Annotated in this window: 18 protein-coding genes; 12 read left to right on the top strand and 6 right to left on the bottom strand. The window is 59.4% G+C overall.

Annotation, left to right across the window (positions count from 1 at the left end; genetic code table 11):
- The 7 genes from ABLU73_RS11550 to mdcH all read left to right on the top strand — a co-directional run.
- A partial coding sequence (locus tag ABLU73_RS11550; RefSeq protein WP_348850217.1) for a triphosphoribosyl-dephospho-CoA synthase occupies positions 1-119 on the top strand: 119 nt, incomplete at its 5' end.
- A 17-nt stretch (positions 120-136) separates the two neighbouring features.
- On the top strand, positions 137-436 hold the full coding sequence (mdcC, locus tag ABLU73_RS11545; RefSeq protein WP_017900317.1) for a malonate decarboxylase acyl carrier protein: 300 nt from the start codon (positions 137-139) through the stop codon (positions 434-436).
- Positions 429-1,262, top strand: a complete 834-nt coding sequence (locus ABLU73_RS11540) for a biotin-independent malonate decarboxylase subunit beta (protein WP_049003718.1) — start codon at positions 429-431, stop codon at positions 1,260-1,262. The genes mdcC and ABLU73_RS11540 overlap by 8 nt, the downstream gene beginning before the upstream one ends.
- Complete coding sequence (gene mdcE / locus ABLU73_RS11535; protein WP_264924094.1) at positions 1,262-2,062, top strand: biotin-independent malonate decarboxylase subunit gamma; 801 nt, start codon at positions 1,262-1,264, stop codon at positions 2,060-2,062. The genes ABLU73_RS11540 and mdcE overlap by 1 nt, the downstream gene beginning before the upstream one ends.
- Positions 2,063-2,202: 140 nt before the next feature.
- A complete protein-coding gene (locus ABLU73_RS11530) occupies positions 2,203-3,162 on the top strand; it encodes an AEC family transporter (RefSeq protein WP_032455991.1) in 960 nt (319 codons plus the stop codon).
- A 3-nt stretch (positions 3,163-3,165) separates the two neighbouring features.
- The gene (locus ABLU73_RS11525) at positions 3,166-3,783 is read left to right on the top strand and encodes a malonate decarboxylase holo-ACP synthase (RefSeq protein ID WP_017900313.1); all 618 of its coding nucleotides are present in this window, start codon (positions 3,166-3,168) and stop codon (positions 3,781-3,783) included.
- Complete coding sequence (mdcH, locus tag ABLU73_RS11520) at positions 3,783-4,685, top strand: malonate decarboxylase subunit epsilon (RefSeq protein ID WP_126495014.1); 903 nt, start codon at positions 3,783-3,785, stop codon at positions 4,683-4,685. The genes ABLU73_RS11525 and mdcH overlap by 1 nt, the downstream gene beginning before the upstream one ends.
- Here mdcH and ABLU73_RS11515 read toward each other — a convergent pair.
- The 4 genes from ABLU73_RS11515 to ABLU73_RS11500 all read right to left on the bottom strand — a co-directional run bounded on the left by ABLU73_RS11515 (position 4,675) and on the right by ABLU73_RS11500 (position 9,119).
- Positions 4,675-5,601 (bottom strand): LysR substrate-binding domain-containing protein, encoded by a 927-nt coding sequence (locus ABLU73_RS11515; protein WP_004206070.1) that lies wholly within the window; start codon positions 5,599-5,601, stop codon positions 4,675-4,677. The two genes, mdcH and ABLU73_RS11515, sit on opposite strands and share 11 nt — an antisense overlap.
- A 156-nt stretch (positions 5,602-5,757) precedes the next feature.
- Positions 5,758-7,368: a malate dehydrogenase (quinone) gene (mqo, locus tag ABLU73_RS11510; RefSeq protein ID WP_231829823.1), complete on the bottom strand. Its 1,611-nt coding sequence runs from the start codon at positions 7,366-7,368 to the stop codon at positions 5,758-5,760.
- Positions 7,369-7,675: 307 nt separating this feature from the next.
- Positions 7,676-8,596, bottom strand: a complete 921-nt coding sequence (locus ABLU73_RS11505; protein ID WP_017900310.1) for an N-acetylmuramic acid 6-phosphate etherase — start codon at positions 8,594-8,596, stop codon at positions 7,676-7,678.
- A 199-nt stretch (positions 8,597-8,795) separates the two neighbouring features.
- Positions 8,796-9,119 carry a hypothetical protein gene (locus ABLU73_RS11500; RefSeq protein ID WP_171879697.1) on the bottom strand — a complete coding sequence of 108 codons (324 nt, stop codon included), beginning with the start codon at positions 9,117-9,119 and terminating at the stop codon, positions 8,796-8,798.
- A 152-nt stretch (positions 9,120-9,271) separates the two neighbouring features.
- Between ABLU73_RS11500 and ABLU73_RS11495 the strand changes: the two genes are divergently transcribed.
- Together ABLU73_RS11495 and dcuR are read left to right on the top strand one after the other, a co-directional pair.
- The gene (locus ABLU73_RS11495) at positions 9,272-10,888 is read left to right on the top strand and encodes a sensor histidine kinase (protein WP_048324075.1); all 1,617 of its coding nucleotides are present in this window, start codon (positions 9,272-9,274) and stop codon (positions 10,886-10,888) included.
- Positions 10,885-11,604, top strand: coding sequence for a two-component system response regulator DcuR (gene dcuR / locus ABLU73_RS11490; protein ID WP_017900307.1), 720 nt, complete (start codon positions 10,885-10,887; stop codon positions 11,602-11,604). The genes ABLU73_RS11495 and dcuR overlap by 4 nt, the downstream gene beginning before the upstream one ends.
- On the opposite strand, the gene ABLU73_RS11485 is transcribed toward dcuR, so the two are convergent.
- On the bottom strand, positions 11,585-12,535 hold the full coding sequence (locus ABLU73_RS11485) for an FAD:protein FMN transferase (protein ID WP_264924095.1): 951 nt from the start codon (positions 12,533-12,535) through the stop codon (positions 11,585-11,587). The two genes, dcuR and ABLU73_RS11485, sit on opposite strands and share 20 nt — an antisense overlap.
- Before the next feature lie 65 nt (positions 12,536-12,600).
- Complete coding sequence (locus ABLU73_RS11480; protein ID WP_004206081.1) at positions 12,601-15,378, bottom strand: flavocytochrome c; 2,778 nt, start codon at positions 15,376-15,378, stop codon at positions 12,601-12,603.
- Positions 15,379-16,020: 642 nt separating this feature from the next.
- On the opposite strand from ABLU73_RS11480, the gene ABLU73_RS11475 reads away from it, so the two are divergent.
- From ABLU73_RS11475 to ABLU73_RS11465, 3 genes are all read left to right on the top strand, one after another.
- Positions 16,021-17,532, top strand: coding sequence for an anion permease (locus ABLU73_RS11475; protein WP_049092623.1), 1,512 nt, complete (start codon positions 16,021-16,023; stop codon positions 17,530-17,532).
- Between the two features lie 54 nt (positions 17,533-17,586).
- Positions 17,587-19,239: a class I fumarate hydratase FumA gene (gene fumA / locus ABLU73_RS11470; RefSeq protein WP_048294808.1), complete on the top strand. Its 1,653-nt coding sequence runs from the start codon at positions 17,587-17,589 to the stop codon at positions 19,237-19,239.
- Positions 19,240-19,403: 164 nt separating this feature from the next.
- Positions 19,404-21,020 carry a mechanosensitive ion channel domain-containing protein gene (locus ABLU73_RS11465; protein ID WP_117263090.1) on the top strand — a complete coding sequence of 539 codons (1,617 nt, stop codon included), beginning with the start codon at positions 19,404-19,406 and terminating at the stop codon, positions 21,018-21,020.
- The last annotated feature ends 317 nt before the right edge of the window (positions 21,021-21,337 follow it).

Raw genomic sequence — 21,337 nt, 5'->3', positions numbered from 1 at the left:
TCCCCCCCCCCGCCGCCCTGGCGCGGCTTGACGCGCAGATGCTGGCGCACAACGCCTCGCCGGGCGGCGCCGCCGATCTCCTTGCCGCCACCCTGTTTCTCGACCGGGTTGCCGGCTAACGCATTCAGAGGATGTTATGGAACAGATTACATTGTCATTTCCTGCCAGCCGCGCCCTCAGCGGCAGAGCGTTGGCAGGGGTTGTAGGTTCAGGCGATATGGAGGTGCTCTATACCGCCGCCGGGAGCGATACGCTCCGCGTGCAAATTACCACCTCGGTGGATAACAGCCAGGCGCGCTGGCAGGCGCTGTTCGACAGGCTGAACCTGATCAACGGCCTGCCCGCCGGGCAGTTGGTTATTCACGACTTCGGCGCCACGCCGGGCGTCGCCCGTATTCGTATTGAACAAGTCTTTGAGGAGGCCGCTCATGCGTAACGATCGCAGCTTTATCGAACTGCGCGCTCGCGAACGCGCCCACGCCCTGCTGGACGACGGCAGCTACCGCGAACTGCTGGATCCGTTTGACGGCATTATGTCGCCGTGGCTCGGCGCGCAGGGCATCGTCCCGCAGTCCGACGACGGTATGGTGGTCGCCAAAGGCACGATCAACGGCCAGCCGGCGGTGGTGATTGCCATCGAAGGCACCTTCCAGGGCGGCAGTATGGGCGAAGTATCCGGCGCCAAAATGGCCGCCGCGCTTGAGCTGGCGGCGGAGGATAACCGCAACGGTATCCCGACGCAGGCGGTGCTGTGCCTGGAAACCGGCGGCGTCCGGCTACAGGAGGCCAACCTCGGTCTGGCCGCCATCGCCGATATTCACGCGGCGATTGTCGATCTGCGCCGCTACACCCCGGTAGTCGGCATCATCGCTGGCACCGTCGGCTGCTTCGGCGGCATGTCCATCGCCGCCGCGCTGTGCAGCTACCTTATCGTCACCCGTGAAGCCCGCCTCGGTCTCAACGGCCCACAGGTTATCGAGCAGGAAGCCGGCATTGAAGAGTACGACTCACGCAACCGGCCGTTTATCTGGAGCATGACCGGCGGCGAAATTCGCGCCGCCAGCGGCCTGGTCGACGCGCTGGTTAACGATGGCGTCAACGCGGTCAAAACCGCGATGAACGAGGCGATCGCCAAAGGCGTACCGGCGCAGCACCGCAGCGACAATTATGACGATTACCTGCGCCGTTTAAGCCAGTTCGACACCCGCCAGCAGGCGGATACCGCGCAGATTAAACAGCTTTTTGCCCGGGAGGAGAAATAATGAGCCAGTTCCCAAACCGCGCCGCGCTGTGGCTGAACAAACTGGCGCCCGACGCGCCGCTGATGAGTGGTCTGTGCCCTTCGGTGCAGGTCGCAGATGGCCAGATTGATGGCGAAAAGGTGCGTTTTATCGCCGTGGTACCTGACGCTAACAACCACTACCCGCGCGCCGCCGGCGGCGAAGTCGGCCTGCTGGAAGGCTGGACGCTGGCGAAAGTGGTCAACGAAACCATCGCCGCTGACGCCGACCAGCCTGGTAAACGGCCGATCGTCGCCGTGATCGATGTGCCGAGCCAGGCCTATGGCCGTCGCGAGGAAGCTTTTGGTATTCACCAGGCGCTGGCCGGAGCGGCAGGCGCCTACGCCAAAGCCCGTCTGGCCGGCCACCCGGTGATTGGCCTGATTGTCGGCAAAGCGATGTCCGGGGCGTTTCTGGCCCACGGCTATCAGGCCAACCGCCTGATAGCCTTTAACGATAGCGGCGTGCTGGTTCACGCGATGGGTAAAGAATCGGCAGCGCGCATTACGCTGCGCAGCGTGGAGGCGCTGGAGAAACTGGCGGCGACCATCCCGCCGATGGCCTACGACGTCAGCAACTACGCTACGCTCGGCCTGCTCTCCGCCCTGCTTGATATCAACCATCCGGATGCGCCAGACGAAGGCGATCTGTCACTGGTCAGCCGTACCCTGCGCGACGCCATCGCTGACGCGCGCCAGGATCCCTCGCTGAAGTGCCGCCTGGGTGCGGAAAACCGCCGCAGTTCGCAGCAGGTCCGCGACCTTATGCGCGCCAGCTGGTAAGACGTTCGTTCGTACGTAAGTAGTAGAAGAAAACCTGCCGGAAGCCGTCCCCCGGAGCGCGTAATAACCGCGCCGGGCAGGGACGGCTTTTAGAAAAAATAACAATCGCGCCAGTACTCTATTTTATTTACAGGTGATTTATGACTTATGTGATTATTCATGCTCTTGCCCCGATTTTCGTCATTATGCTGCTGGGCTTCTGGGCCGGTAAGGCCGGGATGGTAGATAACAAAAATGTCTCCCTGCTCAATATCTTTGTAATGGATTTCGCCTTACCCGCTACGCTGTTCAGCGCCACGGTGCAAACCCCATGGGCCGGTATCGTCGCCCAGTCGCCGCTGGTGCTGGTGCTCACCGGCGCGATGTGGATCACCTACGCCGGGATCTACTTCCTCGCCACCAGCGTGTTCAAACGCACCCCGCAGGATGCCGCGGTGCTGACCCTCACCGTCGCGCTGCCGAACTACGCCGCGCTGGGCCTGCCGATCCTTGGCAGCGTGCTCGGCGAAGGCGCATCGACCTCGCTGTCGGTGGCGGTCTCTATCGCCTGCGGTTCGGTCCTGATGACCCCCTTCTGCCTGCTCATTCTGGAACGTGAAAAAGCCCGCGCCGCGGGGGAAAACACCGGTTCTACGCTGGCGATGCTGCCGGTGCTGATGTGGCGTTCGGTGAAAAAGCCGATCGTCTGGGGCCCGCTGCTCGGGGTGGTGCTTTCCGCTATCGGCATTAACATGCCGGACCTGCTGCTGGCCTCCATCAAACCGCTGGGCCTGGCCGCTACCGCAGCAGCGCTGTTCCTCACCGGGGTGATCCTCTCGGCGCGTAAACTGCAGATCAATGCGCTGATCGCCACCTCCACCCTCGTAAAACTGCTGGTACAGCCGTTTATCGCCTGGGGTCTGGTGATGCTGCTGGGTCTGCATGGCTCCATCGCGATTACCGCGATCTTGATGATTGCCCTGGCCGCCGGCTTCTTCGGCGTGGTGTTCGGCAACCGCTTCGGCGTGCAGTCCCCGGATGCTGAAGCCGTGCTGTTGTTAAGCTCGGTTCTGTGTATCCTGTCGTTACCGCTGTTTATCTCTTTGACTTCAGGACTGTAAACCATGTCATCAACGCCGCGTCCCCACGATTTAGTTTGGTTAAACCACGCCAGCGCCCTGGAAGATATTGCCGAGCCGTGGGTGGTTCAGCAGTGGCGAGCCGCGCTGCCGGTGGTGGTGAGGCGCGACGTTGACGGCCAGGCCCGCATCCCGGTTGGGGTGCGGGGCATGAAGCGCGAGCAGCGCGCCGCCGGCTGGGTACAGGCGCAGAATATCGTGCGCAGCGTCACCCCGGAGATGCTGGTGGAGCGCGAGCGCCTGCTGGGCTCCCCTTTTGTTTCGCAGCCGCCGGTGCAGGCGGCTATCGCCCTGACGCTGGACGACTGGCCCTGGCGCTGGGGCGTCACCGGCAGCACTGGCTACGCGCTGGCGACCGAAATCCCGGTACTCCATGCAGCAAGCGATCTGGATCTGCTGATCCGCGCGCCGCAGCCGCTGGCCCGCGAGGCGCTGCTGGAATGGCAGTCCCGGGTGGCCAAGCTCCCGTGCCGCGCCGATACCCAAGTCGAAACGCCGTACGGCGCCTTCGCCCTCAATGAGTGGCTACGCGATGGGCGGGCGCTGCTGAAAACGTCACACGGTGCGCGCTTAACTACTGCGCCGTGGCGCAGGGAGGAATGATGAAGATTTTGTTTACTTTTCCCGGACAGGGCGCCCAGCGTCCCAACATGCTGGCGGCTATCCCCGACCGCGAAGCGATCCTCAGCCAGGCGCGCGCCGTGCTGGGGGATGAAGTCGAGACTCTCGATAGCGCTGATGCGCTAAAACACACCCGTGCGGTCCAGCTCTGCCTGCTGATCGCCGGGGTAGCCTGGGCGCGCGAGCTACAGCGCCAGGGCGTTAATCCGCAGATGGTCAGCGGCCTCTCCATCGGCGCCTTTCCCGCAGCGGTCATTGCCGGCGCGCTCGATTTCGCCAGCGCGCTGCGGCTGGTAGCCCTGCGCGGCGATCTCATGGAGCAGGCCTATCCTGAAGGTTACGGGCTGACGGCGATTATGGGCCTGACCCGCCAGCGGCTTGAGGCGCTGATGCAGGGCCACGAGGTCTATCTCGCCAACCTCAACGCCGAAACGCAGATTGTAATCGCCGGACGCGATGAAGCCATGGCCGAAGTGGCACAGCTGGCGCTGCAGGCGGGCGCCAGCAAGGCGCAGCGGCTGGCGGTCAGCGTGCCATCGCACTGTGCGCTGCTGGATAAACCCGCCGCAGCGCTGGCAAAAGCCTTTGCCAACCTGGCCTTAACGCGCCCGCAGTGCGCCTATTTAAGCGGCTCGACGGCGCGCGTGCTGTGGGAGCCGCAGCGGATCGCCGACGATCTGGCGATGAACATGGCGCGCACCGTCCACTGGCAGGAGGCGATGATCGCCGCCGATGAGCGCGACGCGCGCTTAGCCATTGAGATGCCTCCCGGCGGGGTATTGACCTGCCTGACCCGCCAGGCGGGCTGGCGCGGGGAGACCCTTTCGCTGGAACGCAGCGGCGTGGACGTTGCCCGCCATCTGGCGCAGCGGCTTAACGAATAAGGCTCCGGGCGTACATCCTTCCTTCCGCCGCCAGCGCCAGCAGGTCGGCATCGCGCTCGCGATGGTGTGAATAGACAATCGAGATCAGCTGGCGCATCTGGTACGGTTCCGCCAGCTTTAACAGCTGTACATCTTTTTCATAGACTTTCTTCATTCGCCCCGGCAGCAGCGCAAACCCGACGCCCGCCTGCACCAGGCTAATCATCGAAAAGATGTCATTCACCCTGGTGACGATCTCTGGCTCGAAACCAGCAATATGGAATGCTTCCCGGAATCCGGCATAGGTGGCGAACCCCTCCGCCAGCGACACGAACTTGCGATCGGCGTAATCGCGCAGGTCGGCGAGTTGTGAGGCATCCAGTTGCTCCGTCGCCGGGGCGGCGAGAAAAATATCGTCCTCAAACAGCGGCACCACGTCGAAAGCGGTATTGTTGAATTCCCCTTCATTGGTGGCGATCAGGATAGCGTCGAGAGCGTCGTCTTCCAGCATATCCAGCAGCATCTGGTTAGAGCCCATGGTCAGATCCAGCTCCAGCTCAGGGCGCCGCAGCTTCATGCCCATGATAATGCGCGGGACGGTTTCCAGGGTCAGGGAATAAAGAGTGCCGATGCGCAGCCGCCCCTGGCCGACGCCGGCGACTTTGCGCGTCGCCTCAAGCCCCCGGCTCATCAGACTCATCACATCCTGACAATATTCCAGCAGCGTCCATGCCGCCTGCAGCGGCAGTAAATTGCGCCCTTTGTGAACAAACAGCGGGCAGCCCACCCCCTCTTCCAGCGTATGCAGCGCGCGGTGGACGCTGACGCTGCTGAGCTTCATCGCTTCGGCGGTTCTGGCGATATTGCCTTTCGCCATAAACATCATAAAGACCGACAACTTGCGGAAGGTGATCTCCTGGTTGATATCGTCTTGCATAGCCCTTCCACACTCCTGATTTGCTTTTCTTTTTCAATTCAAATCAGTATATCGTTTATGACGGCAAAGTTGCAGGCAGAGCGCGGCGCAGGCGGGGAATAGACGCAAAAAAGGGAAGACCGTGGTCTTCCCTTTTGTTCACTATCAAGTTTGCTTTTACAGCGCCATATCATGCTGCGGCGAGGCGTCGCGCTGAGGCTCAGCCGGCTTCGCGGTCGCGGTGGGCGCAGCCGCTGGCATCTGGATCACCGGCGGTTTCGTCAGCTGCAGGGTCGCGGCGGTATCATCCCAAACCTGCTGGGTCAGCGCCACGTTGCCGTTCAGCTTCTGGCCGTAGCTCGGCACGATCTGGTGGATACGGGTCTGCCACTCCGGCGAGTTAAACTGCGTCGGGAACATCTGCTTGAGCACATTGAGGGTGATCGGCGCAGCGGTGGAAGCCCCCGGCGACGCGCCAAGCAGCGCGGAAATGGTTTTCTGCTGATCGACCACCACTTCGGTGCCCAGTTTCAACACGCCGCCCTTCTCTGCGTCTTTCTTAATGATCTGCACGCGCTGGCCGGCCTGGATCAGCTTCCAGTCCTCTTTACGCGCGTCAGGGTAGTACTCTTTCAGCGCGGCGAAGCGGTCATCATCGCTGAGCATCACCTGGCTGACGAGATATTTCACCAGATCGAAGTTGTCGAGACCGACGTGGGTCATCGGCAGCACGTTGTCAGTGGTAGTGGTGCTCAACAGGTCGAAGAAGGAACCGTTCTTCAGGAACTTGGTCGAGAAGGTGGCGAAAGGCCCAAACAGCACCACGCGCTTGCCATCGAGGTAGCGGGCGTCAAGGTGCGGTACCGACATCGGTGGTGCGCCGACCGAAGCCTGGCCATACACTTTCTCGAGGTGCTGCGCGGTGACCGCCGGGTTCTCGGTCATCAGGAACGAACCACCCACCGGGAAGCCAGCATAGTTGTCCGCTTCCGGTATACCGGTTTTTTGCAGCAGCTTCAGCGCGCCGCCGCCGGCGCCAATAAAGACGTATTTCGCATCGATGGTCTGCGCCTCGCCGCTCTGCACGTTCTTAATGGTCACGTGCCAGGAGTTATCGGCATTGCGTTTGAAATCGGTGACCTCAGAGGAGGTTTGCAGGGTGAAATGGCTGTTTTTCTTCAGGCTGCCGATCAGCTGTCGGGTGATTTCGCCATAGTTAACGTCGGTACCCACCGGCGTCCAGGTGGCAGCCACTTTCTGCTGCGGATCGCGGCCTTCCATCACCAGCGGCGCCCACTGTTTAATTTGCGCGTGGTCGGTGGAGAATTTCATCCCCTGGAATAAGGTGGTCTGCTGCAGCGCGGTATAACGCTTCTGCAGATAGTCGACATTATCGCCCCAGACGAAACTCATATGCGGCGTGGAATTAATAAAGGAGTGCGGGTCGTGCAAAATACCGCGCTTCACCTGTGCCGACCAGAACTGACGGGAAATCATGAACTGTTCGTTAATATCCAGCGCTTTGCTGACGTCAATCGATCCGTCCGCCCGCTCCGGCGTATAGTTCAGCTCCATATTCGCCGAGTGACCGGTACCGGCATTATTCCAGCCGTTGGAGGATTCCAGGGCCACGCCGTCCAGTTTCTCCACCATCGTCAGGTTCCAGTCCGGCTGCAGCGCCTGCAGCCAGGTGCCAAGCGAGGCGCTCATGATCCCGCCGCCAATCAGCAGGAAGTCGGTTTTTTTAGAGGTATCCGCTTCAGCATGCGTCGCCGCGCTGACAAACATCGCTAATGCGGTAAAGGAAATAATCGTTTTTTTCATTGCAGGCATAATAGAATTATCACGTAGCACACGGTAATAAGAGGCAGCATATTAACGCACTTTTACTTTATTTTAAAATATCATTTACACTCTCGCATTTTTAATCAAATAATTATTTAACTTAAAAAATCAGAGCGGCACTAAAAAATAAGCGTCGGCGTAAAATCTCACTGAAAATTCAGCGCAATTACCGGAATAAATAGAAGAGAGGAATTTCTTTAGTTAATAAAGTGCAGGCGCGCACACCGTTTGTGCGCGCCTGGCTAAAGGCTTAATGGGCGGGAGTGACAGCGCTGCGCTGGGCTTCGCGCAGGGCGAGACGCAGATGATCGTGATGTTTGGTCAGCAGCTCCCGCGCGTGCCAGGCGTCCAGCCCGCTGAGCAGCATCAGGATGGCGGTGCGGCACTGGTGGTGGCAGCTGGTCAGCGCGGCTTTCGCTTCGCTGCGCGTGCAGTCGGTGGCCGCCATGACAATCGCCACCTGCCGCTCCGCCCAGTGTGGACTGTCAGCCTGCAGATCCACTCGCAGGTTGCTGTACACCCGGCCGTCACGGATAGCGAGGCCCGTCGACACCATGTTAAGGATCTGCCGCTGGGCCAGCCGGGCCTTCGGATTGGTCAAGCCCGCCACCGCTTCCGGCCCGGTTTGCGGAGCAATAATAATATCCGCCAGCTGCGCCGCCTCGCTGGCCGCCTGCTGAGTCACCACCGCGATCGGAGCCCCCAGCGACCAGGCGTGGCGCATCGCCCCCCAGACCCATGGGGTCTTGCCGCTAACGGTAAGCGCCAGCAGCATATCGTGGCTGGAAAAGTCCAGCGACTGCAGCTCGAAGGCGCCTAGATCGTAATTATTCGCCGCGGTCTCCCGCTCGGCCATCGCCGGCGTCTGCCCACCTGCAATCAGCCCCACCAGCGCGTGTTTGCCTTCCGGAGAGTAGTCGCTGACCGCCTGGACAGCCGTGCGGCCTGATTCCCCGGCGCCGATAATAACCAGACGCCCTCCCCGGCTCATTGTCGCGGTGGCGATATCAATCAACCGGGCGATATCCGGCAAACAGGCGCCAACCGCCTCCGATATCTGCTTATCATCCTGATGCAGCATCGCCAGCATGTCGGCGGTGGCGAGGCGATCGATGTGGGTGGTATCCGGGTGACGACGTGCCTGCATTGACGCGGTTAGCGAACTGCTCATAACAACCTCCATTTACGACAGAAAAAGCGCATCTCGGCGAAATCAGCGGCCTGATGCATATCCTTATATTCATCAGGACTATTTAACCTCTGTCGCCACTATAAGGGGAATCTTCCGCGCTTTACCGCCGTCGGGGTCACAGTTTACCGTCCCGATCGCCCATTCACGGGCAATTGCCGATTATCTGAACAATCCTGTCTCAGCTCTCATCTTCGCCGTCCGCCTGCATGGCCAGCCAGAAGGATTGTTGACAGAGGTTATAAAATTGTTTGCGCATTGGCTGCACCACCAGGCCGGCGCTATCGATAACCTGCCACTCGATCCAGCACTCCGGGCAGGAGGCGGCATCCTGTTGCGGAAGTTCGAGTTCGTAGCGGTGCTGGATCACCACCCCGCTGCGATGTCGCCAGCGCGCGATCTGCCACTCTGCTTCCGCTTCATGGTCCTGTTCACGATGCTGTGCCAGTCGTTCAACGTGCTGTTGCCGGAGAATATCCCGGACCAGAGATGCCAGTTCCATCATGTCTGCCTTAAGCCTGTGGCGAAAAGCGACAGTTTATCGTGGACGGGACGAGGCTACCGTAGCAAAAGCGGCCTTTTACTTTGATTACATGGCTTTATGAATGCCACGCTATCAGCGATAATAATCGTTTACTGACTCTATCCGGGATCGTCATGAAGGCATCAGAGCACCCGCCTCGCGTTCGTCAACGCCCCTTACCGCTAAAGCTGAGCACCGCCGTCTCCTTGATGATTGGCAGCGTGATCGGCGCCGTGCTGCTGCTGGTCTATGCCCTGTGGTATATGCAGATCAGCAATGCCACTCGCGATGGTCTGAAAGAGACCGCGCTGGCGGTGGCGCGCACCATGGCCGATATGCCGCAGGTGAAGCGCGGACTGGAGGCGCCGCCGCAGCAGCAAATTATTCAGCCGCTGGCGCAGACCATCACCCGGCGCAACGACCTGCTGTACGCTATCGTCACCGATATGCAGGGTATTCGCTATTCGCATCCGGACAGCTCAATTATTGGCAAACCCTTCATCGGCCACGATATCCAGCCGACGCTGCAGGGAAAAGAGAACGTGGCCATTAACCACGGCGTGCTGGCCCCGGCGCTGCGGGTGTTTACCCCGGTGTTCAACGATCAGCATCAGCAGATTGGCGTGGTGGTGGTCGGCATTTCGCTGAGTAAAGTGGACGAGCAGATCGCCAACAGCCGCTGGGACGTGCTGCTTACCATCCTGTTCAGCGCGCTGGTTTGCGCCCTCGGCACCTGGAGCCTGGTGCGCGGCCTGAAGCGCGTCCTGCTGGGGCTGGAGCCGCACGAAATCTCCACTCAGTTTCAGCAGCGTCAGGCCATGCTTCACGCCCTTAAGGAGGGGGTGGTGGCCGTCGATGCCCATGGTGAGGTTAACCTGATCAACCCGGCGGCGCGCGAGATCCTCTTTTCCGGGCCGGACAAGACGCTCGCTCATACCCCGCTGCTCGCTGACCTGCAGACGGTTTTGCACAGCGGCGAGCCGATGTACGACCGCGAGCTGGGATGCAATGGCCTGTTGCTAATCAGCAACACGGTGCCTATCCGCAGCCAGGAGGCCGTGGTCGGCGCCATCTGTACCTTCCGCGATAAGACCGAAGTCAGCCAGCTGCTGCAGCGGCTGGACGGTATGATGAGCTATGTCGATGCCCTGCGCACCACCTCCCATGAATTTATGAATAAACTGCACGTGATCCTCGGCCTGCTGAATATGAAAAGCTATGGCAAACTCGAGGAGTACGTGCTGCAGACCGCCCATCGCTACCAGGCGGACATCGGCGATATTCAGCACCGCATAAAATCCCCGGTGGTCGCCGGCTTTCTGATAAGTAAAATGCAGCGCGCCACCGAGTGCGGCTTTACCCTTAAGCTGGCGGAAGAGAGCCTGGTGCCGGATTGCCCGAACGAGAAGCAGGTCACCGTGCTGGTGACGGTGCTGGGCAACCTTATTGAGAACGCGCTGGATGCCATGAACGGTCAAGCGGAGGGCGAGATCGGCCTGCTGCTGCACTATCAGGACGGCTGGCTAAGCGGTGAAGTGAGCGACGACGGGCCGGGGATCCCGGAAAACAACATCGACGCTATCTTTAACAAAGGTTTCTCCACCAAAGGCGAGAATCGCGGCGTCGGGCTGTTTCTCGCCAACCAGCAATTACGCGAGCTGGGCGGCACCCTCGCCGTCGAGTCGGAACCCGGCGTATTTACTCAATTTTTTGTTCATCTCCCCTGGGATAGTAAAAGGAAACGTGCGTGATAAATGTGTTGATTGTTGACGATGATGCCATGGTGGCCGAACTGAATCGCCTGTACGTGGCAAGGGTTCCCGGCTTTCGTTGCAGCGGGAGCGCTTCGACGCTCAGTCAAGCCCAGGAGATGATTAACGATCCGCAACAGGAGATCGATCTGGTGCTGCTGGATGTCTATATGCAGCAGGACAGTGGGCTCGATCTGCTGCCGACTATCCGTCAATCGGGGCGCGCCATCGACGTCATCATGATCACCTCAGCGGCGGATGCCGCCACGGTGCAGACCGCCATGCATTACGGGGTAGTCGATTACCTGATCAAACCCTTCCAGTTTCCCCGTTTTGAAGAGGCGCTCACTACCTGGCGGGAGAAGCGCAAGCTGATAACCGGCCAACCCTATTACGAGCAGGCCGACGTTGACCGCCTGCTGCACGGCGGCACGCCGGAGGCCAGCGACGCGCGCAAGCTGCCCAAGGGGCTTACCGCGCAAACCCTGCGCACGCTGTGCCAGTGGATTGACGCCCACCCGGACGTTGAATTCTCTACCGATGAGCTGGCGGCGGCGGTGAATATCTCCCGCGTTTCCTGCCGTAAGTATCTGATCTGGCTGGCGCAGATCAATATTCTCTATACCACTATCCACTACGGCGCCACCGGGCGGCCGGTCTATCGCTACCGGCTGGTGGCCGAACAGTACAGTTTGCTTAAGCAGTACAGTCAATAACGCGGTAGCCGCTATCCAGCGGCGCAAAGCGCAATCGCTGCGGCGATGAAAGTATAATGTCGCGATTTTTGGTGACGAAAATCGCGTCGATATCCTGCCGTTGACGCAGCGCTGCGCAGCCTTTCTCGACGCCGAGGCCGAACAGCAGCGTGGTCCAGATATCGCCGTCTAAAGAATCAGTGGAAATCACCGTGACGCTGTCGAGTTCGTTATCCAGCGGGTAACCGCTGCGCGGGTCGAGAATATGGTGCCAGCGCTTGCCATCTTGCTCGAAATAACGTTCGTAGGTGCCCGATGTGACTACCGACTGTCCGTTAATCGTCAGAGAGCCGATCAGGGCCTGCGCATCGGCAAACGGTTTTTTCAGGCCAATGGCCCATTCGCCAAGGGTATGCACGTTGCCGCCGAGGTTGATCAGCGCCTTTTCCACCTGCTGCTGACGGAGATAATCACGCACCCGGTCAGCGATATAGCCTTTGGCGATCGCCCCAAGATCCAGCTCCATCCCCGGCTGCTGAAGAAACACGCTGCAGGTTGCCTCATCCAGGATCACCTCTTGCGGGCGGGTCAGCGCCAGCCGGGCCCTGATTTCGCCGGCGTCAGGCACGCTGTGTCCCTGAAAGCCAATTCGCCACAGCTTCACCAGCGGCCCAATCGCGAGGTTAAAGGCGCTGTCGCGCACCATGCTGGCGGCTTTGGCGCACTGAATGAGCTGAAAGACCGGGCGGCTGACCGTCACCGGGTGACGTCCGGCGGCGTGGTTGATATCCATTACCTGCGACTCGGCGCGGTTAACGGTAAGCAGATCTTCGTAGCGTTTGATTAACTGAAATACGCGGGAGGCCAGCGCCTCATTATGGGAGCAGAGTTTGAGCAGGATGGGAGAACCCATCAGAACGGTGGAGTAGCTATAGACGCGGTTATCAGACATCGGGCTCTCCTTAGAAGGGATAAGCCGGGCGGCGAGAGCGCCAGCCCGGCATCAGCAATTACGTCTTATCCTCTGGCGCGTTTCGCCGCCTGGCGACCCGCGAGGGTGCCGAAGATGATGATATCCGCCACCGCGTTACCACCGATACGGTTGCCGCCGTGGATCCCGCCAACCACCTCACCGGCGGCGTAGGCGCCGCGGATCGGCTGCCGGGCAACGTCCAGCACTTCGCCATCGGTGTTAATGGTCACGCCGCCCATGGTGTGGTGCACCCCCGGGGCGATACGGATGGCATGGAACGGACCTTCGTTAATCGGCGCGCGCAGCGCGGTGGTACGGCCAAACTGTTCATCATGCTGTTTTTCCACCGCCCCGTTGTAGCACTCGAGGGTGGCGAGGAAGGCATGGTAATCCATCCCCAGTTTATCCGCCAGTTCACGCGGCGAGCTGGCGCTGGTGACGAAGCCTTTGGCGATGTACTCATCGGCGGCTTTGTTTTTCGCCCGCACATGTTCGTCAAAGACGATGTACGCATAGTGTTCCGGTAGGGCGATAATCGCCGCGGAGACTTTATCGCGGGTCTCCATTTCGTTGAAGAAGCGGTTACCCTGCTGGTTGACGAGGATCGCCCCGCCGCCGCGAATCGACTCGGAAATCAGATAGGAGGTCTGCTGTTCAACGGTCGGGTGGATTTGAATTTCGCCCATATCCACGGTACCGGCGCCAATGCGCTCCAGCAGCGCGATACCGCTCCCGGTGGCCCCTTTGTGGTTGGTGGTGACGAAGCCTTCGAGGTCAGGACGATACTTCACCACCATCGCGCTGTTGGCGCTGAAGCCGCCGGTGGCCACCACAATGCTTTTAGTCTGGACCTCTACGATCTCGTTTTCGTCGTTGATCAGACGCACACCGCTGACTTCATCGCCGCTCATCAGGATCTCTTCCACCGAGGTATCCAGCAGGACGTCGATGCCGCGTTTGGTGATGTTGCGCACCAGGCCGCTAATCAGATAGCCGCCGACCGCTGACCCGTCGCGCGGACGGTGGGTGCGGTCAATGCTCATCCCGCCGGTGGTGGTGATATCATTGAGCATAATGCCGCGGTCCGCCAGCCATTCAATGGCTTGCGGGGCATTCTCCACAAAGCGGCGCAGCAACTGCGGATTGTTTTTATTGTGCCCGCCCCTCAGGGTTTCCTGATAGAACAGCTCTTTGCTGTCCTGAATGCCTTTCACGCGCTGGAAGCGGGTCTCCGCGGCGTTCATCCCGGCGGAAGCCTTGATGGTGTTCCCGCCAATGGTCGGCATTTTCTCGACGATCAGCACGCTGGCGCCTTCGTCGTGAGCCTGAATGGCGGCCGCCAGGCCGGCGCCGCCGCTGCCGACGACCACCACATCATAGCTTTTCGGCGCGGCGTCATTGCCGCCCTCTTCCGCCGCCAGCGCTTTGCTCGATTTCAGCATCGCTTTGGCGACCGCTTTTTTCACCGCCTCGCTCTGGCTGGTGGCCCCGGAAATGGCGTCGACGTGCGGGGTATTGGCGGTGAGAATACGTTCGCGGATCTCTTCGAAGCTGGTGGTGAACTCCACGGTCTGCACCGGGCTCGCCGCCAGTTCGATATCGGCGATATGGTCATTTTCGAGGCTGACGTTGATCACCAGTTCATTGGCGTCATCCTGAACGGTTTCAACAAACATCCCCGGCTTAAATTTAGCGTCGCCCATGCTCATGTCGCGGATCATCGCTTCCACCAGCGAGAAGCGCCACAGCGGTTCCGGAATGTGCAGCGCTTCGCGCTGGGTGCTGTCGATAAACAGCTCCAGCTCTTCACCCGCGGCGATACGAGCCGCCCAGTCAGGATAGGCGATGCAGGCGCGCCCCACAGCGATCAGGTCATAGCCGTGATCGAGGCCCAGCTCGGCATCGGCAACGTTAACCACCCCGCCGACGCCCATCACCGGCACCTGAGCCAGAGTGTCAGAGCGCATGGCGCAGTATTTCTCGATCAGCGGCGTCGGGTCGCTGGTATCGACGATAGAGGGACGCAGGGTCGCGCCCACCGAGAAGTGCAGATAATCGACGCCGCGAGCGGCCAGTTTTTCCAGCAGATACATGGTGTCATCGAAGCGGATCCCCGGGACCTCCATCTCTTCTGGCGAGAAGCGGTAGCCGATGATAAAGGCATCGTCAGCGTACTGGCGGGCCATTTTATGGGTGATGTCGAGAACCGCCAGCGGGAAGCGGGCGCGATTGTCGCGGCTACCGCCCCATTCGTCGTCGCGCTGGTTGGAGTTTGGCGAATAGAACTGCTGAATAAGGTAGGTGTTGGCGCCGTGAATTTCGACCCCATCGAAGCCGGCAAGGATAGCGCGGCGGACGCCCTCGCCAAACTTGGCGATCATCCCCTCCACTTCTTCTCCGCTCAGCGCCCGCGGCATCGCGGCGCCCTCACGCGGGGCGGCGATGGCGCTCGGCGCCACGGGCTGACGTCCGCCAATCAGCTGCGGGTCGACCATGCGGCCGCCGTGATAGATCTGCAGAATCGCTTTCGAACCTTCCGCTTTAATTGCTTCGGCGATTTTCGCCAGACCGGCGATTTTTTCATCGTTATCGATACCGATAGCGCCCGGGAAGGCCAGACCGTAGTCATCAATAAAGCAGCACTCAACAATAATGGTGCCGATACTGCCGGCGCGGGCGCGGTAGTACTCCACCAGCTCGCTGGTGACAGTCCCGTCGAAATAACCGGTGCAGGTGGTCATCGGCGCCATCAGCAAACGGTTTTTCAGCTCCGTACCATTTGGTAAAGTAAATGGCTGCAAAATACGTTCGTTACTGGTCATAAGTTACGCTCCAGATTTTGAAATATTAAAAATTCAGAATGGGGTGACGGAATCATTAATGGTTGTGGTTTTTTAATTCCTGTTGTCATGCTAATAATATAGCGACTTTTTTAGTTACTAAATCAATTACGTTAGTTATAAAACTATTTAACCCCAGCAATAACATCGCTACCCCTATTGTATTATTAAAATAATAAATAGCATTTACATAATACAAATGAAGGATAACATTTTAGATACTTTCGTTAACATTCAAAGCGACCAACCATCAAGATTATTTGTTTTTATTTCATAGACATAGGCATGTGTCGAGTAAAAACAGCATTAATTGTACATTTTTATTTTAACATTTATCGATATTTTCGCCAAAATAACACCTCATCAGATAGGGTTATATCGAAAATAAAAAAAATAGTGAAATCACCTGCTTTTCTTGATCTCGATCAATTGCAACGACCATTGAAAGCGCAATATATAAATAACCAACAAATTTAATTTAACGCCCATCAAACCGCGTTAAATAATCGCCAAGACGATACTCAGAAACGCAAAATAAAAACTAAAGTAATTTTTGTAATTAAAGAAATCACTGAGCGCATCGCTGGCGGAAACGTTATTTTCAACAACTTGCAGATACTCATTATGAAAGAGAAAAAGACAACCATACCGCCTGCCGGTGCAGTCAATCCAACGACTGCGAATAAAAAACGTCTCCTGATGATGGCGCTGCCGATTATCGTTGCTGTGCTGTTACTCTTCGTCCCGGTCCCGGACGGCCTGCCGCCGTACGCCTGGCACTACTTCGCTATCTTCGTCGGGGTGATCGTCGGGTTGATTTTTGAACCACTGCCTGGCGCCGTTATCGGCATCACCGGCGTGGTGGTCATCGCCCTGTGCAGTCAGTGGCTGCTGTTCAGCCCGGAACAGATGGCCGCACCCGGCTTCAAAATGGCTGGCGCCTCCTTTAAGTGGGCGGTGAGCGGCTTCGGCAACTCCACCGTGTGGCTTATCTTCGGCGCGTTTATGTTCGCCGCCGGCTACGATAAAACCCAGTTCGGCCGCCGCCTGGCGCTGATTCTGGTGAAATATCTCGGCCGTCGCAGCCTGACGCTGGGCTACGCCATCACCTTCGCGGATCTGCTGCTGGCGCCGTTTACGCCGTCGAATACAGCGCGCAGCGGGGGCACCATTTACCCAATTATCGCCAACCTGCCGCCGCTGTACGGTTCAAAACCGAACGATCCGAGCGCGCGTAAAATCGGTTCCTATCTGATGTGGGTAGCGATCACCGCCGCCTGTATCACCAGTTCGATGTTCCTGTCGGCACTGGCGCCGAACCTGCTGGCGCTGGCGCTGGTAAAAAGCATCGTCGGTATCAACATCTCCTGGGGCACCTGGTTCATCGCCTTCCTGCCGCTTGGCGTACTGCTGATCCTGACCATGCCGCTGCTGGCCTACTGGTTCTACCCGCCGGAAGTGAAAGTCAATAACGAAGTGCCGCTGTGGGCCGCTCGTGAACTGGAAAAACTGGGCAAACTGTCGCGCAATGAGATCCTGCTGCTGGTGTTCGTCTGCTTCGCGCTGATGATGTGGATCTTCGCCGCCGACTGGATTGAACCGGCCCTGGCCGCCCTGCTGGTTATCGTGCTGATGCTGTGGACCGGCGTGCTCTCCTGGAGCGATATCACCAACAATAAAGCGGCGTGGAACACCTTTGTCTGGTTCGCCACCCTGGTGGCGCTGGCCGACGGCCTCTCCTCCACCGGCTTTATCGCCTGGCTGGGTAAAGAGGGCGGCGCGCTGATGAGCGGTATCTCCCCGGGAATGGCGACCATCGTCCTGCTGCTGGCGTTCTACCTGCTGCACTATCTGTTTGCCAGCACCACCGCGCACACTACCGCGCTGCTGCCGGCCATGCTGACCATCGCCGCCACCATTCCGGGAATGAATATGGAAGTGTTCGTTCTGCTGATGGTGACCTCGCTGGGCGTAATGGGGATCATCACCCCGTACGGTACCGGCCCGAGCCCGATCTACTACGGCAGCGGCTATCTGCCGACCAAAGATTACTGGCGCCTCGGCACCATCTTTGGCGCCATCTTCCTGGCCGCCCTGCTGCTGATTGGCTATCCGTGGATGTCCATGATGTTCTGATTCATAACCGCCGGGAGCACCCCGGCGGTTTTTATCTTTATGGAGTAAGTGATTATGTCGACTAAACCGTTTGTTTATCAGGATCCATTCCCGCTGGCGCACGACGATACCGAATACTATCTGCTCAGCAAAGAGCACGTCTCCGTCGCCGAGTTTGACGGCCAGGAAGTGCTGAAAGTGGAACCGCAGGCGCTGACCCTGCTGGCGCAACAGGCCTTCCACGATGCCGCCTTTATGCTGCGCGTCTCCCATCAGCAGCAGGTGGCCTCGATTCTGCTCGACCCGGAGGCCAGCGATAACGATAAGTATGTCGCCCTGCAGTTCCTGCGCAACTCGGAAATCGCCGCCAAAGGCGTCCTGCCCACCTGTCAGGACACCGGCACCGCCATCATCATGGGTAAAAAAGGCCAGCGCGTCTGGACCGGCGGCGGCGACGAAGCCGCCCTGGCGCAGGGCGTGTACAACACCTATACCGAAGATAACCTGCGCTACTCCCAGAACGCCCCGCTGGATATGTATAAAGAGGTCAACACCGGCACCAACCTGCCGGCGCAGATCGATCTCTACAGCGTAGACGGCGACGAATATAAATTCCTGTGCATGGCGAAAGGCGGCGGTTCCGCCAATAAAACCTATCTCTATCAGGAAACCAAAGCGCTGATCACCCCGACGAAGCTGAAAAACTATCTGGTCGAGAAGATGCGCACCCTCGGTACCGCCGCCTGCCCGCCGTACCACATCGCCTTTGTCATCGGCGGGACTTCGGCGGAAGCAACGCTGAAGACCGTCAAGCTGGCCTCTACCCGCTACTACGATGGCCTGCCGACCGAAGGCAACGAGCACGGTCAGGCGTTCCGCGATGTGCAGCTTGAACAGGAACTGCTGCAGGAAGCGCAAAACCTCGGCCTCGGCGCGCAGTTTGGCGGCAAATACTTCGCCCACGATATCCGGGTGATCCGCCTGCCGCGCCACGGCGCCTCCTGTCCGATCGGCATGGGCGTCTCCTGCTCCGCCGACCGCAACATCAAAGCCAAAATCAACCGCGACGGCATCTGGATTGAGAAGCTGGAGAGCAATCCGGGGAAATATATCCCTGAGCATCTGCGTCAGCAGGGCGAAGGCAAGGTGGTCAGCATTAACCTGAATCAGCCGATGAGCGAGATCCTGGCGCAGTTGTCCGCCCATCCGGTTTCCACCCGCCTGAGCCTCAACGGCACCATTATCGTCGCCCGTGATATCGCGCACGCTAAGCTGAAAGAGCTGCTCGACAACGGCGAGGAACTGCCGCAGTACGTGAAAGATCATCCGATCTACTACGCCGGCCCGGCCAAAACGCCTGCCGGTTACGCCTCCGGCTCCCTCGGCCCGACCACCGCTGGCCGCATGGACTCTTACGTCGATCTGCTGCAGTCCCACGGCGCGAGCATGGTGATGCTGGCGAAAGGCAACCGCAGCCAGCAGGTCACCGACGCCTGCCACCAACACGGCGGCTTCTACCTCGGCAGCATCGGCGGCCCGGCGGCGGTGCTGGCGCAACAGAGCATCAAGAGCCTCGAGTGCGTGGCCTACCCGGAACTGGGGATGGAGGCTATCTGGAAAATCGAAGTGGAAGATTTCCCGGCGTTTATTCTCGTCGACGATAAAGGCAACGATTTCTTCCAGCAGATCCAGAACAAGCAGTGCGCTGGCTGTAAACAGCACGGCTAACACCCCCTTCTGGCGCTAACAGCAGGCCGTCGCCGTTCAGGTGACGGCTTTTTTTATGCCCGCGCCGCGCCAGCTTGAATTCACTTCCTGCCAGGCTATGCTCAACTACAAGTCCTCCCTTGCTTGCTGAAAAATAACAATAATTCTCTTTCTCAGGTGCTTCTATGAACAGGATAAGCGTGGTTATCCTCTGGGTACTGGCGCTGCTGGCGTTACAGCCGGCGCTGGCCGCAGAGCCGCGGCAGCAGCCAACCGCTCGCGAAAAGGCGCGCACGGTATATATTTTCCACCAGCCGGTAGTGATGTTGCAGGCGACCTTTGGCCAGACGACGCCAGAAGAGCGCGTGCTGCGCACCCGCAGCGCCCTGCGCGCATTTACCGAGGATGATATTCGCCAGCCGCTGCGGATCGTGCCGGTTATTCGCTATGGTCAGCCGGGACGGCTGTTTCTGATGAACGGCAAACCGGTGCTGCTGTTGAGCCAGGCGGATCTCGACGAAGGTGATGATTTAACCCTCGACCAGGCGGCCCAGCGGGTGCTGGCGCGGATGGAAGCCCAGCGCACCGGCCTGCAGGAACAGTTCAATCAACGCTATCTGCTGATCTCCGCCGGTAAGGCCCTCGCCGGGGCGCTGCTGCTGGCGCTGTTTTACTACGGCGCCTTCCGCACCTGGCGGCGGGTACGGCGCTTTTTCCAGCTGCGGATCCTCGAAAAGCGCAGCGCTATTCCCCAGCACTGGCGGCGCTTTCTCGGCAATATCGAGGTCCGATTGTATGCCGCGCTGGCGATCCTCGTCGGTGTCCTGGCCTGTTACATCTGGCTGAGCTGGGCCTTCAGTCTGTTTCCCTGGACGCGCGTATGGAGTGAATCGCTGGGTGACTGGTCGCTGGGGGTGATCCGCGATATCTCGCTGTCGATTGTCGCTTCCCTGCCGGGGCTGATGATCGTGGTGCTTATTTTTCTCATTACCTGGCTCATCATTCGCCTGGTGAAGGTGGTTCTCGACCAGGTCGCCGCCGGCCGCATTCAGGTTCCCGGCATTCATCCGGAGACTGTGAGCGCTACCCGTCGGCTTATCTCGGTGGTCATCTGGCTGTTCGCCCTCTCCGCCGCCTACCCGTTTCTTCCCGGCGCCAACTCCCTTGCCTTCAAGGGCATCAGCGTGTTCTTCGGCCTGATGCTGACCCTCGGCTCGACCGGGGTGATGAACCATGCGATGAGCGGCCTGGTGCTAATCTACTCCCGGGCGCTGCGGAAAGGCGACTGGATCCGCCTCGCTGACAATGAGGGACAGGTCAGCGAGATTGGCGTGCTGGCGACCAAGATCCTCACCCGTGAGAATTACATCGTGACGGTACCGAACGCGGTGGTGGTGAGCGGCAAGATTGTCAATCTCAGCGCCGAGAGCAGCGACGGCGGGTTCAATCTCACTACCAGCGTCACCATCGGCTACGATACGCCCTGGCGCCAGGTTCATGCGCTGCTGGAGCTGGCGGCGAGACGCACCCCCGGGGTCGATCAGCAAATTGCGCCGGTGGTGCGTAAGCTGGGGTTGCTCGACTGGTACACCTCGTATGAGCTGCAGGTGCGCTTATTACCCGCGACGAAGCTGCCAGATGGCCGTAACGCGTTACACAGCAGCATTATTGATGTGTTTAACGAATTCGGGGTGCAGATTATGTCGCCGAACTATGTGATGCAGCCCCGAGCCGCAGTGGTGGTGCCGCAGGAAGCCTGGTACGCCGCCCCGGCTGTCGCGCCGCAGGAGCCTGAGAAATAAGGGTTAACGTATCGGCAATGTCGCCGGGTGGCGGCTACGCCTTACCCGGCCTACAGGATCCTCTCACAGGCTTACACCTCGCAGGCCCGGCAAGCGCTGCGCCGCTGCGCAATCTATCGGCGCCGTACCCGCCATTATGCCGGGTGGCGGCTACGCCTTACCCGGCCTATGTACGTACGACCTGCCGTTAATTTATTCACCATTGTTGCTGAAACTGCCGATGCTGGCGGCCTCAACATCGCTGAGACGTTCCCGGAAGGCCGGGGCAGCCCGCATGGATGCGGGCTGAGGGCCGTGTTTTGCAGGGACGCTGCCTC

This window comes from Klebsiella sp. GG_Kp175, assembly GCF_040062325.1.
Taxonomy (GTDB): Bacteria; Pseudomonadota; Gammaproteobacteria; order Enterobacterales; family Enterobacteriaceae; genus Klebsiella; species Klebsiella quasipneumoniae.
This window is presented reverse-complemented; position numbering and strand designations above follow the sequence as displayed.

Coding starts and splice junctions, on each gene's coding strand:
- ABLU73_RS11480 (WP_004206081.1), bottom strand. CDS start 15,378: ATGACCAGTAACGAACGTATTTTGCAGCCATTTACTTTACCAAATGGT.
- mdcE (WP_264924094.1), top strand. CDS start 1,262: ATGAGCCAGTTCCCAAACCGCGCCGCGCTGTGGCTGAACAAACTGGCG.
- ABLU73_RS11515 (WP_004206070.1), bottom strand. CDS start 5,601: ATGCAAGACGATATCAACCAGGAGATCACCTTCCGCAAGTTGTCGGTC.
- mqo (WP_231829823.1), bottom strand. CDS start 7,368: ATGTTTGTCAGCGCGGCGACGCATGCTGAAGCGGATACCTCTAAAAAA.
- ABLU73_RS11495 (WP_048324075.1), top strand. CDS start 9,272: ATGAAGGCATCAGAGCACCCGCCTCGCGTTCGTCAACGCCCCTTACCG.
- ABLU73_RS11540 (WP_049003718.1), top strand. CDS start 429: ATGCGTAACGATCGCAGCTTTATCGAACTGCGCGCTCGCGAACGCGCC.
- fumA (WP_048294808.1), top strand. CDS start 17,587: ATGTCGACTAAACCGTTTGTTTATCAGGATCCATTCCCGCTGGCGCAC.
- ABLU73_RS11485 (WP_264924095.1), bottom strand. CDS start 12,535: ATGTCTGATAACCGCGTCTATAGCTACTCCACCGTTCTGATGGGTTCT.
- ABLU73_RS11530 (WP_032455991.1), top strand. CDS start 2,203: ATGACTTATGTGATTATTCATGCTCTTGCCCCGATTTTCGTCATTATG.
- mdcH (WP_126495014.1), top strand. CDS start 3,783: ATGAAGATTTTGTTTACTTTTCCCGGACAGGGCGCCCAGCGTCCCAAC.
- ABLU73_RS11525 (WP_017900313.1), top strand. CDS start 3,166: ATGTCATCAACGCCGCGTCCCCACGATTTAGTTTGGTTAAACCACGCC.
- ABLU73_RS11465 (WP_117263090.1), top strand. CDS start 19,404: ATGAACAGGATAAGCGTGGTTATCCTCTGGGTACTGGCGCTGCTGGCG.
- ABLU73_RS11505 (WP_017900310.1), bottom strand. CDS start 8,596: ATGAGCAGTTCGCTAACCGCGTCAATGCAGGCACGTCGTCACCCGGAT.
- ABLU73_RS11475 (WP_049092623.1), top strand. CDS start 16,021: ATGAAAGAGAAAAAGACAACCATACCGCCTGCCGGTGCAGTCAATCCA.
- ABLU73_RS11500 (WP_171879697.1), bottom strand. CDS start 9,119: ATGATGGAACTGGCATCTCTGGTCCGGGATATTCTCCGGCAACAGCAC.
- mdcC (WP_017900317.1), top strand. CDS start 137: ATGGAACAGATTACATTGTCATTTCCTGCCAGCCGCGCCCTCAGCGGC.